A 13,937-nucleotide genomic window follows, 5' to 3' on the forward strand; every position below is an offset into this window, starting at 1 on the left:
TAATTGATAATCAAAAAGCACTTCCGGCGGAAGTGCTTTTTGATTTCAGTCCTGATTAATTATTTTAACCAAGACTGATTATCTTTTTTAGAAGAACGCTTTACTCCATTATCAATATTATATGCCAGACCAACACCTAAAGTCTGCTTCAGCTGCGTTCGCTTGATCTGGTTATGGTCATACAGCAGGTCCAGGGTTATATTCGATGAAATATATTTGTTGATCTTCATATTTAAGACTGCCCCATAGGCAAGAACCAGCCTTTCCGGATGATCCAGATAGTTTGAAAATACAGAAGCCGTATTTGTCAGGTTAATATTCTCCATAAGTTTCACCTTATAAATAGCTGTTCCTAAGAAACCGAACTGGAATAATGATGAATCCCCGTCATTTTTTAATCCGTATGTTCCTGCTTTCTGTAAATCTTCATCCAGAACAAAGGTCCATCTTGCATTGGCAGGACGCAGAGTCATTGTAAAGTTATCATTAGGACGATAAGTAACCCCGGCACCTACATTCACATATCCAGGAGCCATAAAGTTTGAAATTTTAGCTGCTTCCGGATTGTTGCCGTCATCATAACCTGCTGCGAACTGAGTCAGCAAACTTGCTCCGACTGAGAAATACCAGTTCTTCGCAAACTCCCTCCCATAATTAGTGGAAAGATTAAGCACATCCTGGGTCTTTCTTGTTCCTATCCCTTTCGTATTATTCTGCCCGTACCCGAGAACAATAATATTTTCCCAAAGATCTTTACCTTTTTCATAAGTCAGATTATAATTAGCTCCGGCCAGCCATCCCACGTTATTGGCCCCACCGCCTACCCAATTAGAAAAGGCAGCCTGGTTAAGCATTAAAGTATTTTGTCCCTGAACTGACCATGCTTTGATCGTATCAGCAGCAGGAGCGTCAGTTTTGGTTTCCTGTGAGGTCACACTTATCCCTAAAGAAACAGAAATGACCAATAAAAGTTTTTTCATATATAAAAGAATTTCTGTGCAAAAATAAAAATATAATTTTTGTTAAAAGAAAAAGTCACTATACAATGAATACCATATGAAGAATATATCCTTCAAAATAATTAACTTCTGCTCGTCAATGACAAAATAATATACTAAAAAACCCAAAGTTCCTTAAAATCATTACCTTTTGTCTTAAAATAAAATAACCCTCACAAAATCATCGCCAAATTTTCCGAAATTTATTGTTGGCTTTTGATTTGACGTATTTCCTGCATGTTTAAAAATGTAATTTCCAAAAGAGCGATCATAAACCCTTTGCTGATGCTTTCGGCCATGTGGTTAGGCTATTTTCTGCAGATGCAGGGCTTTTTTGACAGCTGTTTTGGAGCTATTATTCCCTTATTGCCTGAAGGTTTATTGGGCGTGATTACGGCACCTCTTTTACACGGAAACCTGGACCATATTATTAGCAATTCAATTCCTATTGCAGCACTCATGTTCCTTTTATACCAGTTTTACCCTTTGGTAGCCAATAGGGTTTTCATCTTGGGATGGCTGGCAACAGGCTTGTTGGTCTGGCTTCTTCCTCCTATTGATATACTTACGGGCGAGTACCTTTATACATGTACCATCGGAGCAAGTGGTGTAGTATATGTATTAGCCTTTTTCCTATTTTTTAGCGGTGTTTTCAAATGGAATATGAAACTCCTTACCATTTCCTTACTTGTAGTACTGTATTACGGAAGTCTCATTTGGGGAATGTTTCCGGAAGAGCTATTCTATACCCTTAATGAGCCAAGCAAAATATCCTGGCAGGCACACCTTGCCGGAGCTGTTGTAGGGAGTATTATCGCTTTTGTTTTCAAAAATGTAGGTGAAAAAAAAAGAAAGTTCATATGGGAATTTCCTAATTATTACAGTGAAAAAGATGACAGGCTGTGGCAGGAATATAAAGAAAGGCACCCTGAGGATTTTCTGGAAATGCCTTATAAAAAAAGAGACGAAATCTGGGATCATCTGGATGAATTAAGAAAAAGGTAAGACTTATTTCATTACATTTGAAATAAAAACACACAATGATTTCCGAAGAACATCTTTATGCAATCGCACTCCGCGAATGCAGTCAGATTGGTGATATCAATTTCCTTAAACTTGTACGGGCATTCGGAAGTGCTAAAAATGCATGGGAAAATGCAAAAAAAGGGCATCAACCGATAGAGGGTATCAGCAGAAAAACGGTTATGGATATAGGCAATCCCGAATATCTGAAGTTTGCTGAAAAAGAACTGAAATTTTGTGAAAAGAATAATGTACGGATTAAGCTAAGGCATCTTAACGATCTTCCTTTTTTACTGAATGAATGTGATGATGCTCCTGCCATTTTATATCAGAAAGGCCACTTTGATCATTCCATAAAGACCATAAGCCTTATAGGTACAAGGAATATTACCTCATATGGCAGGCAATTTATAACTGATTTTTTTGAAGAAACCGGGAATTGCCATTATATTTCTATAAGCGGACTTGCTTTAGGAGCAGATAAAGAAGTTCATGAACGATCCATTCAGTACAAAATTCCTACAGTTGCTGTTCTTGCCCACGGATTTCACACCTTATATCCTTCAAAGAATAAAAAACTTGCGGAAAAAATACTGGCAGAGGGTGGAGCACTGATCACTGAATTTAATTCTTCCCGAAAACCGGACAGGGAAAATTTTATTCAGAGGAACAGGATCATTGCGGGAATTTCTCCTTCTACCATTGTGGTGGAAACCGGTTTTGGCGGTGGATCAATAAGCACGGCAACTTTTGCCAATCAATACAACAGGGATGTTTTTGCACTTCCCGGGAAAATTACGGATCAATATAGCCAGGGGTGCAATCAGCTGATCTTACAAAATAAGGCAACAGCCATTTCAACCCTTAAAGATCTCATTGATTATCTTGGTTTCAGCATACCTTCTGTAAAACCGGGTGATCTTTTCCCTAGCAGCGAAACACATACACAATTATCTGAAAATCAGAAAATAATCTACCAGTCCATAACCTGCCATCCTAAAATTTCCATAGATGGTTTAGCCGACAAAACAGATTTTTCTTCCCATCAGATTTTAGCTATAATTTTAGAATTAGAGCTTTTAGGGAAAGTGAAATCATTTTCCGGGAGACAATTTATCTCGATCTAAGATTTAACGATTTCTTAATATTGCATTATTTTACAAATAAGATTTAATTTTTAATAATATTTGCCTTCAAATTGTCAGTTTAATAATATTAAGTCATTATATTTTTAAATTTTCAGCAATGTTTCATTAAGGTGTTGTGAATCTTGAAAAAAAAATTAAATTTGTTGGCAATAATATTCAACCTTACTCTATGGAACAATATAATATTGAGCAGAAAATCCAGGATTTTATCGCTAAGATTGAAGCAAAAAATCCAAATGAACCGGAGTTCTTGCAAGCTGTAAAAGAAGTTGCTGTAACTGTAATTCCGTTCATTGCTACAAAGAAAGAATATAACGGAATGAAGCTTCTTGAAAGAATGGCTGAAGCGGAAAGGATCATTATATTCAGAGTTCCATGGGTTGATGACAAAGGAGAGATCCAGGTAAACAGAGGATTCAGGATTCAGATGAACTCTGCGATCGGGCCATATAAAGGAGGAATCCGTTTCCACCCTACGGTAAATTTATCTGTTCTTAAGTTCCTTGCTTTTGAGCAGGTATTTAAAAACTCCCTGACTACTCTTCCAATGGGAGGAGGAAAAGGAGGTTCGGATTTTGACCCTCAAGGGAAGTCTGATATGGAAGTAATGCGTTTCTGCCAGGCTTTCATGACAGAATTATGTAAGCATATCGGTCCTGAAACGGATGTTCCTGCGGGAGATATTGGTGTAGGCGCCAGAGAGATCGGTTATCTTTTCGGGCAATATAAGAAGATCAGAAACGAATTTACCGGAGTTCTTACAGGTAAAGGTCTTGCTTATGGGGGTTCACTGATCCGTCCTGAAGCTACAGGATACGGTGTTGTTTACTTCGCTGAGCAAATGCTTAAGACTATCGGACAGACATTTAAAGATAAAACAGTAACGGTTTCAGGTTTCGGAAACGTAGCCTGGGGAGTGATCAAAAAAGTATCTGAACTGGGAGGAAAGGTAGTAACTATTTCCGGGCCCGACGGTTACATCTATGATAAAGACGGTATCGATGGTGAAAAGATCGATTACTTACTGGAGCTTAGAGCTTCCGGAAACAACAGAGCCGAAGATTATGCCAAAAAATATCCTTCTGCCGAATTCCATGCAGGAAAACGCCCTTGGGAAGTGAAGTGTGATGTAGCGATGCCTTCAGCAACTCAGAATGAATTAGACCTTGAAGATGCTAAAAAATTGGTTGAAAACGGATGTGTTTGCGTGACTGAAGCAGCCAACATGCCTTCAACTTTAGATGCAATCAATTATTTCTTAGACAGTAAAGTATTATTCTCTCCTGGTAAAGCTTCTAACGCTGGTGGTGTAGCAACTTCAGGATTAGAGATGACTCAAAACTCCATTCGTCTGAACTGGACCTCTGAAGAGGTAGATGCAAGACTGAAAGAGATCATGATAGGAATCCACAAAGCCTGCAGAGACTACGGAAAAGAGGAAGACGGCTATGTAAATTATGTAAAAGGAGCTAATATTGCCGGCTTCGTGAAAGTTGCAGAAGCAATGCTGGCACAAGGAGTAGTATAAACAATATAAAGGTTGGGAAAATTCCCGGCCTTTTTTCTTATAGCCTGTTCCCGGGGAAATGGGAAAAAAGTAAAAAGTGAAAGGAGAAAGCATTGAAAAATTTCAATGCTTTTTTTATTTTTATAGAGTTATAATTTTAAACGCAAAGTTCGCTAAGATTTTTTTAAGAACTTTTTGTTTTTTAAGATCACAAAAGTGTTTGACTTTGTCAAATCTATGATAGAATTTGAAAAACTTTTTGAACGAAAATTAATGTAATCATGATGAAAAATACTTTCAAAAATATTGATGAATATATAATGCTTTTTCTTGAAGAAGTACAGGAGAAATTGCTACAGCTCAGACAGACCATTCATTCCCAGCATCCGGATATTGAAGAATACATCGGCTACCAGATGCCTGCTTTCCGGTATAAAGGGAAACCTTTGGTTTATTTTGCCGGCTATAAAAAGCATATTGGCTTCTACCCTGCCTCGGATGGAATTAAAAACTTTGAAAAGGATTTCATTGAAAGAAATTATAAGTTCTCGAAAGGAGCCGTACAGCTTCCTTTGGATGAGGAGCTTCCGGTAGAGTTAATCAATACCATTATCAGATTTAAAATTAGTGAGATTGATCAAAAAAATCCTGAAATATAACTATTTCAGGATTCCGCATTTCTACTTTCTACTTTTCACTACTTCGCCTTTTTCTTTTTAGCTTTCTTTTCTTCTTTTGTTGCCTCTGCAGGTTTAGCTGCTTCCAGGCTGGCATCTGTGTCAGTACTTACTGAAGTATCTGTTGCAGTTGTTGAAGTGGCAGCATCTACAGTAGCTGCAGCAGCCGTATTTTGATTCTGAGCAGCAGCATTGGGACTGGCGTTGTTCCAGTCTGTTGTTGCCTGTGTGCTCTGTTGTTGGGTTTGAGTTTTAGTTTGGTTATCAGTCGTAGTTTCAACCGGTTTTTGAGTTTCCGTTTGAGCCGATACAGCGATTACTCCGACAAATGTAAACGCAGCTGTTAAAATTAACTTTTTCATAATGTAATATTTATTAAATGGTTGTTTAATATTTCTTAAACGACTACTTTTTTATTAAATTATGTGTAAAGTGTTTATTTAACGTACTTTATAATTCTTTAAGACGATTTGGGATTATCCCTTATTTTCCTAAATTTTTCATAATTCTCTCCACAAACTCGAATGCAGCGGGGCAGATCAGTGTATTTTTCATCATCAGATGATTGATCTGGTAAATCTTCTTACGGTCTGTATGGGGATATTCTCTGCAGGCTTTTGGCCTTACTTCGTATATTGAACAGGTATTGTCATTGCTGAGGAAAAAGCAGGGAAGGTTTTGCAGTACTTTATCATTATCCTCGTCTATTCTTAAAAATTTCGTTTCAAAATCCGCAGGCTTCATGCGGAGATGTTTTGCTATACGTTCAATATCTTTTTCAGTATATAACGGGCCGGTTGTTTTACAACAATTGGCGCATTGGAGGCAGTCTATTTCTTCAAAAACTTCTTCATGGGTTTCCTGTACCACATAATCCAGGTTTTTGGGCGGCTTTTTCTTCAACCCGTCCAGAAATTTTTTATGCTCTTTCTGCTTTTGGAAAGCTTTTCTTTTGTAATCTTCCAGATCCATTATGATTGTATCTCCGTTAAAACCGGGATGTCAGCTTTTTGATATTCATTGATCTTGTCCAGATTCAAAACTGTAGTAAGATTATCCCTGCTCGGATAATACATCGGGGTAAATTTAGCTCCGTAAATGATCTCATTGGAACGGTAAGAGGTCCTTTGAACCACCGTATTGGAAAAAACCTCATCAAATGCACGGATCTGAACAATGATCTCAATATTCGTATTTTTAAAATCCTCTTCAGAAAAACTATAAAACGGAGAGCTCTCATTGATCAGATGAACTACAGTCCAGTTTAGTGCCAGAGTGTTGATCTTACTTAATTGTGTATCCAGTCGGTAAAAATTGTTTTTGGAAACCCCGTTTTCAATAACTTCAATAGCCGTTGAAACGATAACATCCGCGTCTGTTAATGCATTGTTCTTATAAGGAGCCAGCCGGAACATTAACGCAGCAGTGCCCTGAAAGGGAGCAATAACAGAAATATCCGAAAATCTTAAATATGCCCTCGGCCTGGAAAACCTTCCATAAAAAAGCCCTGTGGCAATCGCAAAGGTAAGCAGGCCCAGAAAGGCTTCAAAAGTAGCAACTAAACTGGCTGTAAACCCCACAGGTGCAATTCTTCCATAACCTACTGTGGTGAAGGTCTGGGAGCTGAAAAAAAATACATCCACAAACTCATTTAACGGATCACTTTTGTCAATCCCGGTAAGATGTTCCACCCCGATCAGGTAATAGATGAACGCAAATCCAAGGTTGATCAGTATATAGGCTGCCACCAGGTACGAAATAAAACGGAATGACGACAGGTTCAGCATGGTATGATACCAACTAAGCCTGTTGAATACATTCACACCACGCCTTTGAACATTAGGAAGGCCGTCCTTGTTGATGAATCTCCCTGAAGAATTGTTTCCAAAACCACTGTTTTCAGTATTTTTCTGCCTGATCTTTTGCCTGAATCCTTTTCCCATCATTTTTAATCAAATAATTTTTATTCCTGTTTTTCAAATGCTTCGTACTCTTTAACACTACTAAAAGCATCATAATGAATGGATAGGCTTGTTTTGTATTAAAAGAACATGCAAAGATAAAATATTGTTTTCATGAAATTTATCAACTTTATGATTGAATTTTTAAATTCATTTTGAATTAACTTTGAAGTATGAAAAAACTGGAATCAAGAGAAGATATTGAGCATCTTGTGAATTCATTTTATGCCAAAGTGATTAAAGATGAGACTATTGGGTTTTTCTTTAATGATATTGCCAAAGTGGACTGGGACAAGCACCTTCCGAAGATGTATTCGTTTTGGGAAACTATCCTTTTTGGGCAGATGAACTACAAAGGCAATCCAATGGCCGTCCATTTCCCTATCAATGAAATTCAGGCAATGGAAAAAGAACATTTCGACAGATGGCTTGCACTCTGGAGAAATACAATTGAAGAAAATTTCGCCGGGGAAAATGCTGATATGGCGATCTATAAGTCTGAAAATATTGCCAAATTAATGGCTTATAAAATGGAAATGGCCAGAAGGCTGGATTAAGGAACGATTACGGTAAAAATATAGGCCGCAAGATTGACCAGAAGGACAGTTCCGTAAAGAATATTTGTTTTTCCGCGGCTTAAGGAAAGCATTACGATAAATACGGATAAGGAAAGCAGGATAATGTCTTTCTTGTCAAGCCCCAAGACCAAAGGAATATCATACATTATACAAACCATGGCCACCGCAGGGATCGTAAGTCCGATACTTGCCAATGCAGAGCCTAAGGCTAAATTCAAACTTGACTGGATCTGGTTACTCCTTGCCGCTCTGATAGCTGCAACCCCTTCAGGAAGTAAGACAACCGCTGCTATAATTACTCCCACCAATGATTTTGGCGCTCCCAGACTCTGTACCATATCTTCAATGGTTGTAGAAAGCCCTTTTGCCATCAAGACCACAATTCCCAGGCAGACCACAAGAAAAATGAAACTTACCGTTGTTTTGACACGAGAAGGAACATAATGTTCATCCGGATGCTCTTCGGGGATCGTAAAATAATTTCTATGTCTTACGGTCTGCACCATCAAAAATACTCCGTAGATGACCAGGCAGGCGATCGAAACAAAGGTGAGCTGCGCTTCATTGTAAAAGGGCCCGTTTACACTGGAGGTAAAATTAGGGAGTACCAACGTAAGCACCAGTATGGATACAATACTCACCAGATAGGTAGTGGCTGAAGTCCTTGCAAAAAACTGTTCATAGTACTTTACACCCCCCACCAGGATACAAATTCCTAAAATTCCGTTCAGAATAAGCATTACAGCCGCAAAAACGGTATCTCTTGCCAATGTGATCGCCTGATCGCCACCGGCAACCATGAGCGAAATAATTAAAGCGACTTCAATAATAGTGATACAAAGCGCCAGAATAATGGTTCCGAAAGGTTCTCCCACTTTATGAGCCACTACTTCCGCATGATGAACTGCCGAAAGGACACTTCCTGCAAGCAAAAGACCCGCAATGATATCATAGGCAACACCCTTCCCCATCAATCCGGAAAAATAATAAAGTACGGCCAGGACAGGGATGATACAGGTATAGTGTAAAAGTTCTTTTACTTTCATAAATCACTTACAAAATACAAAAAATCTATGAAATTTTCAATACTAAAAGACAATATTAATGATATTTTAATGACACCAGAGGTGAAAATCCTGAAAATCGGTCAGCATATGAAGCAGCAGTCCGATAGCAATGATCCTGATATTTCCTTTGAAAAAGAGCATCAGAAAATACACTACAATGGCATACCAGGAATGCAGAATATGAAACCCTATACTGTTCCTTGACGGATCGAAAACAGGATCAGCCAATACATGGTCCAGATCAACCAGCATGGTCGCCAGGAAAATAAAACAGGCTTTTTTCCAGTTTTCACGATAAAAAATAAGGGCTATAAAAACAGGAAATACCAGATGTAAAAAATAATGGGTACATGTTTTCCAAAAGTAGCAGTCCGTCATTTATATCCTGCCTTTTAAATAATCCTTCCTCAAATCCTCATCCAGCTTTTCAATTGCGTACCGCAGACATGTTCTGGGCATTTCTTTATAATGGGCATTAAGGTAACTAATCAGTTCCTGTTCATTCTTATTCCCCATTTCCCTTAGCAGCCAGCCGTTTGCTTTGTGCATAAGATCATGCGGGTGTTTCAGGTTAATGGTTACAAATTCTTTTGTGAGCTCAAAAGATCCTTTTCTTATATAGTGCATAGTTCCTACAACAGCAATTCTTTTATGCCACATTTTCTCAGAGACCGAAAGGTTCCGCAACAGGTTTTCTTTCTGATTTTCAAAGGCATATCTCCCTAAAATTTTATAGCAGCTTGAGTCTACAAGATCCCAGTTATTGACATATTTCAGGTGTTTGAAATAGAAGTCAATGATTTCATCTTTTAGTTTTGGATCCCTGGTTTTTTCAAATTTGGAAATCAACATGAATAAAGCCGTCAGCCTGTGCTCATGATATGCTGAAGAAAGTAGTTCACTAAGCTCTTCCAGGGAAATTTTTGAATAATATTCCTTAGATACTGATCTCTGGTCGGGAACTGTTACCCCAATAAAAAGGTCTCCTTCACCATATTCCCCTTTTCCCGTTTTGAAGAATTTTGGAAAAAAAGCAGCTTTCTCCGGGATAGATAAAATAGCCAGTGCTTCCTTTATTTCTTTAACTGTAGCGTACATATTTTTATTCTAATCCTCCCACCAGTTTCACAATAATTTTTTTATTTCCTACCGAATAAGTGGTAAGCATACTTCCATCCGGTAAAGTTTTCATCTTCTGATCGAAATTCCCCATCAGACTGTATGCCATCAAACCTTTAATTCTGTTTATCATATCTCCCGCATGGATCACGCATATGGGAGAATCTTCCGATTCCCCTGTACCACTTTTTTCTATAGTTTCTACAATAGCCTGATACTGAGATATGCATAAATCTCTTTTAGCCGTATCATTCAGAGCACCGTAGATATAAGACATATGGTGTAGCACTTCTTTATCCAGAGGATTTTTTGCATATCTTTCTTCTGCCTTGGTTATAATTTTCTGGGCCTTGTGTTTTGACATTCTATTCTTTGCATATTTCCAGACCGTTTCATAGTCTTTATTATAACCGAATCTCCCATAGCCGGATTTCACAAAACAACTTCCATAATACAATTGGTTCATTTGCTCCCGAGTAAGACTTGCCGGATCTTTCCTGAAAATCTCCAGATAATTATAAAAATAAGTTTGGGGCTCTTCTGTTACCTTCTTTTTGATTTCATCCACATTGATCTGAGAAAAATAAAGGCCGAAGCTTAATAAAAATATTATATGAAAAATCTTGTTCATTTCTAATGTATATATGATTTTCAATTAATTAATCAACACTATCTAAAGCAATATCTTCCTGTTCCTGCTCTTCTCTGGCAATTTTATTAGGATTAGCTACTTTTGCAATGGTAAGCCCCTGAACTACAATAGAAAATACAACCACACAATAAGTAATACTTAAAATAATATTACTGTATTCACTTTTAGGAATAGACATCGCCAATGCAATGGAAACCCCGCCGCGGATCCCTCCCCAAACCAGAATTTTCACGGTCTGCGGGCTGAATCGTGTTCTGAAAGACATAAACTTTGTAGGTACCCAGATGGAAATAATCCTTGCCAGCAGAACGACCACAATGGCAATAAGCCCGGGAACCATGAAATGTTTTAAATCTTTGATCATTAAAAGTTCAAAACCAATGAACAGGAATAACACCGCATTCAGGATTTCATCGATCAGTTCCCAGAATTTGATGAGGTAGTCCTGGGTAATAGATTTCATTTTAAATTTCACATTGAAATTGCCCATGAACAATCCTGCAGCAACCATTGTTAAAGGCCCTGAAATATGCATTTGTCTTGCAATAAGATAGCCTCCCATAACAACGGATAAGGTAACCAGGACGGAAATAATATAATCATCCACCTCACGCATAAGCCGGGAAGTCACCCAGCCCAGAATAACCCCAAGCAGCAATCCTCCGCCCGCTTCTTTCATCAGCATTAAAATAATACTTTCAACGCCCAGATCCACTTCTTTCCCAACGGCCAGCTGCAATACAACCGTAAATACCACTACCGCCATACCGTCATTGAACAGGGATTCTCCTGCAACTTTTGTTTCCAGCGCTTTGGAGACATTAGCCTGTTTCAGGACACTTAAAACCGCTACAGGATCCGTAGGGGAAATTAAAGCTCCAAAAACCAGGCAATAGATGAAAGGAAGCTGAATCCCCACCAACGGAAGCAGATAATAAACCCCGAAACCCACCACAAAGGTAGAAATCACAACCCCGGCTGTGGAAAATATAACAACGGGACGGAACTGCTCTTTAAGATCATTAATATTAATATGGATTCCTCCCGCAAACAAAAGGAAATTAAGCATTGCACCCATGAGAACTTCCGTAAAATCTATACTGCTCATCAGATTATGAAGATGACCAAAAGTCCTTGGTAAAACGGTTTCACCAAATGAAACCAGAAAAATGGAAACCACAATTGCTATCACCATGATCCCGATGGTACTCGGAAGTTTAAGAAATCTGTAATTAAGGTATGCAAATATTGATGCTAAAACTATTAAAGCTGAAAATGAATAATATAACTCCACTAAGCTGTTTTTTTAATTAAAATTAGAGTTCCAGATAAAGTACTTTGATATATATTTTGATGTCATCTTTTTCCCAGGTATCTAACATCCCGTCTTTTTCAGGACTCGAGCCCCGTTCATATTCCTGGCCTATGTTCAGCATATTCAGCAGGATATACTCGTCACCTATTGAATTGACTTTATATGCTGTTTTTTCAGATTTTCCGTCTCCGGAGCTTTTCACGGCATCCGTCAACAGCCGGAACTGATTCAGGTGATGAGTGAAATTGCCTGCATCTTTTTGATAATCATAAGCTCTCAGCAAAATCAGGAGAATATCAAGATTAGTAGGGTCTTTGCCATATAAAGCCCTTCCTAATCTTATACAGTCTGCAAAATTCTGTTCTTTATAGGCCTCTGCCAGACTTTTAAAATCTTCATCCGAAGTGGACACCTTATCTTTTTTAAAGTTTCTTCCGTAATAAAGGTGCTGTGCTTCTATAGTGTCCAAAGCTTTAGGATATCCTTTATACTTGAAGATCAGCCTTTCGTAATGATACGGAGAACCGGAATTTTTCAGATTCTTTTCTATGGCCTTAAAGTCAGGTTGTGATTTTTGGCTGAATCCAAAAACCGAAAAAAGAAGAAATAAAAGGAAAAAATGAAACTTCATTACTCGTCGTTTTCTTCGTCGTCGTTGTCAAAATATTCAAACAGGAAATCGTTGTACGGAAATCTTGAAATATGGATTTTCATGACCTCATCATAGATCATTCTTTTCATTTCCGGGAAGTTTTCTTTGGTTAGGGCAGAAATGAAAACGGTCGGGTATTTCGATTTGCCCATCCAGGTTTTCATCCATTCTTCCAGAGAAATATTCTTCCTTGTTGCCGGGGTAAGATCGTCCTCATCTTTCTTCTCATATCTGAAATCATCAATCTTATTAAAAACCATGATCATAGGTTTTCTGTGGGCATCTATTTCCTGCAGGATCTGATTGACGGAAGCGATATGATCTTCAAAGCTTTCATGGGAAATATCCACTACATGGATCAGAAGATCGGATTCCCTTACCTCATCAAGGGTAGACTTGAAGGATTCTACAAGCTGTGTCGGCAGTTTTCTGATAAATCCTACGGTATCCGTCAGTAAGAACGGTAAATTTCCAATAACCACTTTCCTTACGGTAGTATCCAACGTTGCAAACAATTTATTTTCTGCAAAAACCTCAGACTTGGAAAGCGTATTCATCAAGGTGGATTTCCCTACGTTGGTGTATCCTACCAATGCCGCACGCACCATTTTTCCTCTGTTATTCCTTTGGGTCGCCATTTGCTTGTCAATGGTTTTCAGCTTTTCTTTCAGCAAAGAAATCCTGTCACGAATGATACGGCGGTCGGTCTCAATTTCTGTTTCCCCGGGGCCCCTCATCCCAATACCCCCTCTCTGGCGCTCCAGGTGGGTCCACATTCTTGTCAGACGAGGTAAGAGATATTCATACTGGGCCAGTTCTACCTGGGTTCTTGCATATGAAGTCTGTGCTCTCTGGGCAAAAATATCAAGAATAAGATTGGTTCTGTCTAAAATTTTAACTTCAAGTTCCCGCTCCAGGTTCTTGAGCTGTGATGGTGATAATTCATCATCAAAAATTACGGTTCCTATTTCATTTTCTTTTACATAATTTTTGATTTCTTCTGCCTTTCCGCTTCCGACAAATGTCCTGGAGTCCGGCTGGGATAATTTCTGGGTAAATCTTTTTTCTACTGTTGCCCCCGCGGTATAGGCAAGGAACTCCAGCTCATCCATATATTCTTTTAACTTATCCTCATCCTGATCCTTGGTAACCAAACCTACCAAGACCGCTTTCTCATAATAATGTTCTTTCTTTTCTAGCATTAATTCTGTCTATGTTTGTGAGATTTACAAGATAATAT

Annotated in this window: 16 protein-coding genes; 5 read left to right on the forward strand and 11 right to left on the reverse strand. The window is 38.4% G+C overall.

The window, feature by feature from the left end; genetic code table 11:
- Positions 1-59: 59 nt before the first annotated feature.
- The gene (locus HNP38_RS10265; protein WP_184188876.1) at positions 60-980 is read right to left on the reverse strand and encodes a DUF3078 domain-containing protein; all 921 of its coding nucleotides are present in this window, start codon (positions 978-980) and stop codon (positions 60-62) included.
- Between the two features lie 255 nt (positions 981-1,235).
- Between HNP38_RS10265 and HNP38_RS10270 the strand changes: the two genes are divergently transcribed.
- The 4 genes from HNP38_RS10270 to HNP38_RS10285 all read left to right on the forward strand — a co-directional run bounded on the left by HNP38_RS10270 (position 1,236) and on the right by HNP38_RS10285 (position 5,335).
- Positions 1,236-2,003, forward strand: a complete 768-nt coding sequence (locus HNP38_RS10270; RefSeq protein ID WP_184188894.1) for a rhomboid family intramembrane serine protease — start codon at positions 1,236-1,238, stop codon at positions 2,001-2,003.
- A 35-nt stretch (positions 2,004-2,038) separates the two neighbouring features.
- Entirely contained in the window at positions 2,039-3,148 is a 1,110-nt protein-coding gene (gene dprA / locus HNP38_RS10275) for a DNA-processing protein DprA (RefSeq protein WP_184188911.1), read from the forward strand.
- 190 nt (positions 3,149-3,338) lie between these two features.
- Positions 3,339-4,697: an NADP-specific glutamate dehydrogenase gene (gdhA, locus tag HNP38_RS10280; RefSeq protein ID WP_184188914.1), complete on the forward strand. Its 1,359-nt coding sequence runs from the start codon at positions 3,339-3,341 to the stop codon at positions 4,695-4,697.
- A gap of 260 nt (positions 4,698-4,957) precedes the next feature.
- Positions 4,958-5,335: an iron chaperone gene (locus tag HNP38_RS10285; protein ID WP_228461030.1), complete on the forward strand. Its 378-nt coding sequence runs from the start codon at positions 4,958-4,960 to the stop codon at positions 5,333-5,335.
- A gap of 38 nt (positions 5,336-5,373) precedes the next feature.
- On the opposite strand, the gene HNP38_RS10290 is transcribed toward HNP38_RS10285, so the two are convergent.
- The 3 genes from HNP38_RS10290 to HNP38_RS10300 all read right to left on the reverse strand — a co-directional run bounded on the left by HNP38_RS10290 (position 5,374) and on the right by HNP38_RS10300 (position 7,296).
- Positions 5,374-5,715, reverse strand: a complete 342-nt coding sequence (locus HNP38_RS10290; protein WP_184188917.1) for a hypothetical protein — start codon at positions 5,713-5,715, stop codon at positions 5,374-5,376.
- A gap of 121 nt (positions 5,716-5,836) precedes the next feature.
- A complete protein-coding gene (locus HNP38_RS10295) occupies positions 5,837-6,325 on the reverse strand; it encodes a YkgJ family cysteine cluster protein (protein ID WP_184188921.1) in 489 nt (162 codons plus the stop codon).
- A complete protein-coding gene (locus HNP38_RS10300) occupies positions 6,325-7,296 on the reverse strand; it encodes an ion channel (RefSeq protein ID WP_184189542.1) in 972 nt (323 codons plus the stop codon). The genes HNP38_RS10295 and HNP38_RS10300 overlap by 1 nt, the downstream gene beginning before the upstream one ends.
- A 191-nt stretch (positions 7,297-7,487) precedes the next feature.
- On the opposite strand from HNP38_RS10300, the gene HNP38_RS10305 reads away from it, so the two are divergent.
- Positions 7,488-7,871 carry a group III truncated hemoglobin gene (locus tag HNP38_RS10305; RefSeq protein ID WP_184188924.1) on the forward strand — a complete coding sequence of 128 codons (384 nt, stop codon included), beginning with the start codon at positions 7,488-7,490 and terminating at the stop codon, positions 7,869-7,871.
- On the opposite strand, the gene HNP38_RS10310 is transcribed toward HNP38_RS10305, so the two are convergent.
- The 7 genes from HNP38_RS10310 to hflX form a co-directional block, all read right to left on the reverse strand.
- Entirely contained in the window at positions 7,868-8,938 is a 1,071-nt protein-coding gene (locus HNP38_RS10310) for a calcium:proton antiporter (protein WP_184188927.1), read from the reverse strand. The two genes, HNP38_RS10305 and HNP38_RS10310, sit on opposite strands and share 4 nt — an antisense overlap.
- Before the next feature lie 66 nt (positions 8,939-9,004).
- Complete coding sequence (locus HNP38_RS10315; RefSeq protein WP_184188930.1) at positions 9,005-9,337, reverse strand: DUF6122 family protein; 333 nt, start codon at positions 9,335-9,337, stop codon at positions 9,005-9,007.
- Entirely contained in the window at positions 9,338-10,057 is a 720-nt protein-coding gene (locus HNP38_RS10320) for a DNA alkylation repair protein (RefSeq protein WP_184188934.1), read from the reverse strand.
- A gap of 4 nt (positions 10,058-10,061) precedes the next feature.
- Positions 10,062-10,709: a DUF4919 domain-containing protein gene (locus tag HNP38_RS10325; protein ID WP_184188937.1), complete on the reverse strand. Its 648-nt coding sequence runs from the start codon at positions 10,707-10,709 to the stop codon at positions 10,062-10,064.
- 28 nt (positions 10,710-10,737) lie between these two features.
- Positions 10,738-12,024: a cation:proton antiporter gene (locus HNP38_RS10330; RefSeq protein WP_184188940.1), complete on the reverse strand. Its 1,287-nt coding sequence runs from the start codon at positions 12,022-12,024 to the stop codon at positions 10,738-10,740.
- A gap of 22 nt (positions 12,025-12,046) precedes the next feature.
- Positions 12,047-12,676 carry a DUF4919 domain-containing protein gene (locus HNP38_RS10335; RefSeq protein ID WP_184188944.1) on the reverse strand — a complete coding sequence of 210 codons (630 nt, stop codon included), beginning with the start codon at positions 12,674-12,676 and terminating at the stop codon, positions 12,047-12,049.
- Complete coding sequence (hflX, locus tag HNP38_RS10340) at positions 12,676-13,899, reverse strand: GTPase HflX (protein ID WP_184188947.1); 1,224 nt, start codon at positions 13,897-13,899, stop codon at positions 12,676-12,678. The genes HNP38_RS10335 and hflX overlap by 1 nt, the downstream gene beginning before the upstream one ends.
- Positions 13,900-13,937: the final 38 nt, after the last annotated feature.

The organism is Chryseobacterium defluvii, from assembly GCF_014204415.1.
Taxonomy (GTDB): domain Bacteria; phylum Bacteroidota; class Bacteroidia; order Flavobacteriales; family Weeksellaceae; genus Chryseobacterium; species Chryseobacterium defluvii_A.

What these genes read in the sequence shown, in the direction of transcription:
- HNP38_RS10265 (WP_184188876.1), bottom strand. Translation starts at nt 980, where the DNA reads ATGAAAAAACTTTTATTGGTCATTTCTGTTTCTTTAGGGATAAGTGTG.
- HNP38_RS10270 (WP_184188894.1), top strand. Translation starts at nt 1,236, where the DNA reads ATGTTTAAAAATGTAATTTCCAAAAGAGCGATCATAAACCCTTTGCTG.
- dprA (WP_184188911.1), top strand. Translation starts at nt 2,039, where the DNA reads ATGATTTCCGAAGAACATCTTTATGCAATCGCACTCCGCGAATGCAGT.
- gdhA (WP_184188914.1), top strand. Translation starts at nt 3,339, where the DNA reads ATGGAACAATATAATATTGAGCAGAAAATCCAGGATTTTATCGCTAAG.
- HNP38_RS10285 (WP_228461030.1), top strand. Translation starts at nt 4,958, where the DNA reads ATGATGAAAAATACTTTCAAAAATATTGATGAATATATAATGCTTTTT.
- HNP38_RS10290 (WP_184188917.1), bottom strand. Translation starts at nt 5,715, where the DNA reads ATGAAAAAGTTAATTTTAACAGCTGCGTTTACATTTGTCGGAGTAATC.
- HNP38_RS10295 (WP_184188921.1), bottom strand. Translation starts at nt 6,325, where the DNA reads ATGGATCTGGAAGATTACAAAAGAAAAGCTTTCCAAAAGCAGAAAGAG.
- HNP38_RS10300 (WP_184189542.1), bottom strand. Translation starts at nt 7,296, where the DNA reads ATGGGAAAAGGATTCAGGCAAAAGATCAGGCAGAAAAATACTGAAAAC.
- HNP38_RS10305 (WP_184188924.1), top strand. Translation starts at nt 7,488, where the DNA reads ATGAAAAAACTGGAATCAAGAGAAGATATTGAGCATCTTGTGAATTCA.
- HNP38_RS10310 (WP_184188927.1), bottom strand. Translation starts at nt 8,938, where the DNA reads ATGAAAGTAAAAGAACTTTTACACTATACCTGTATCATCCCTGTCCTG.
- HNP38_RS10315 (WP_184188930.1), bottom strand. Translation starts at nt 9,337, where the DNA reads ATGACGGACTGCTACTTTTGGAAAACATGTACCCATTATTTTTTACAT.
- HNP38_RS10320 (WP_184188934.1), bottom strand. Translation starts at nt 10,057, where the DNA reads ATGTACGCTACAGTTAAAGAAATAAAGGAAGCACTGGCTATTTTATCT.
- HNP38_RS10325 (WP_184188937.1), bottom strand. Translation starts at nt 10,709, where the DNA reads ATGAACAAGATTTTTCATATAATATTTTTATTAAGCTTCGGCCTTTAT.
- HNP38_RS10335 (WP_184188944.1), bottom strand. Translation starts at nt 12,676, where the DNA reads ATGAAGTTTCATTTTTTCCTTTTATTTCTTCTTTTTTCGGTTTTTGGA.
- hflX (WP_184188947.1), bottom strand. Translation starts at nt 13,899, where the DNA reads ATGCTAGAAAAGAAAGAACATTATTATGAGAAAGCGGTCTTGGTAGGT.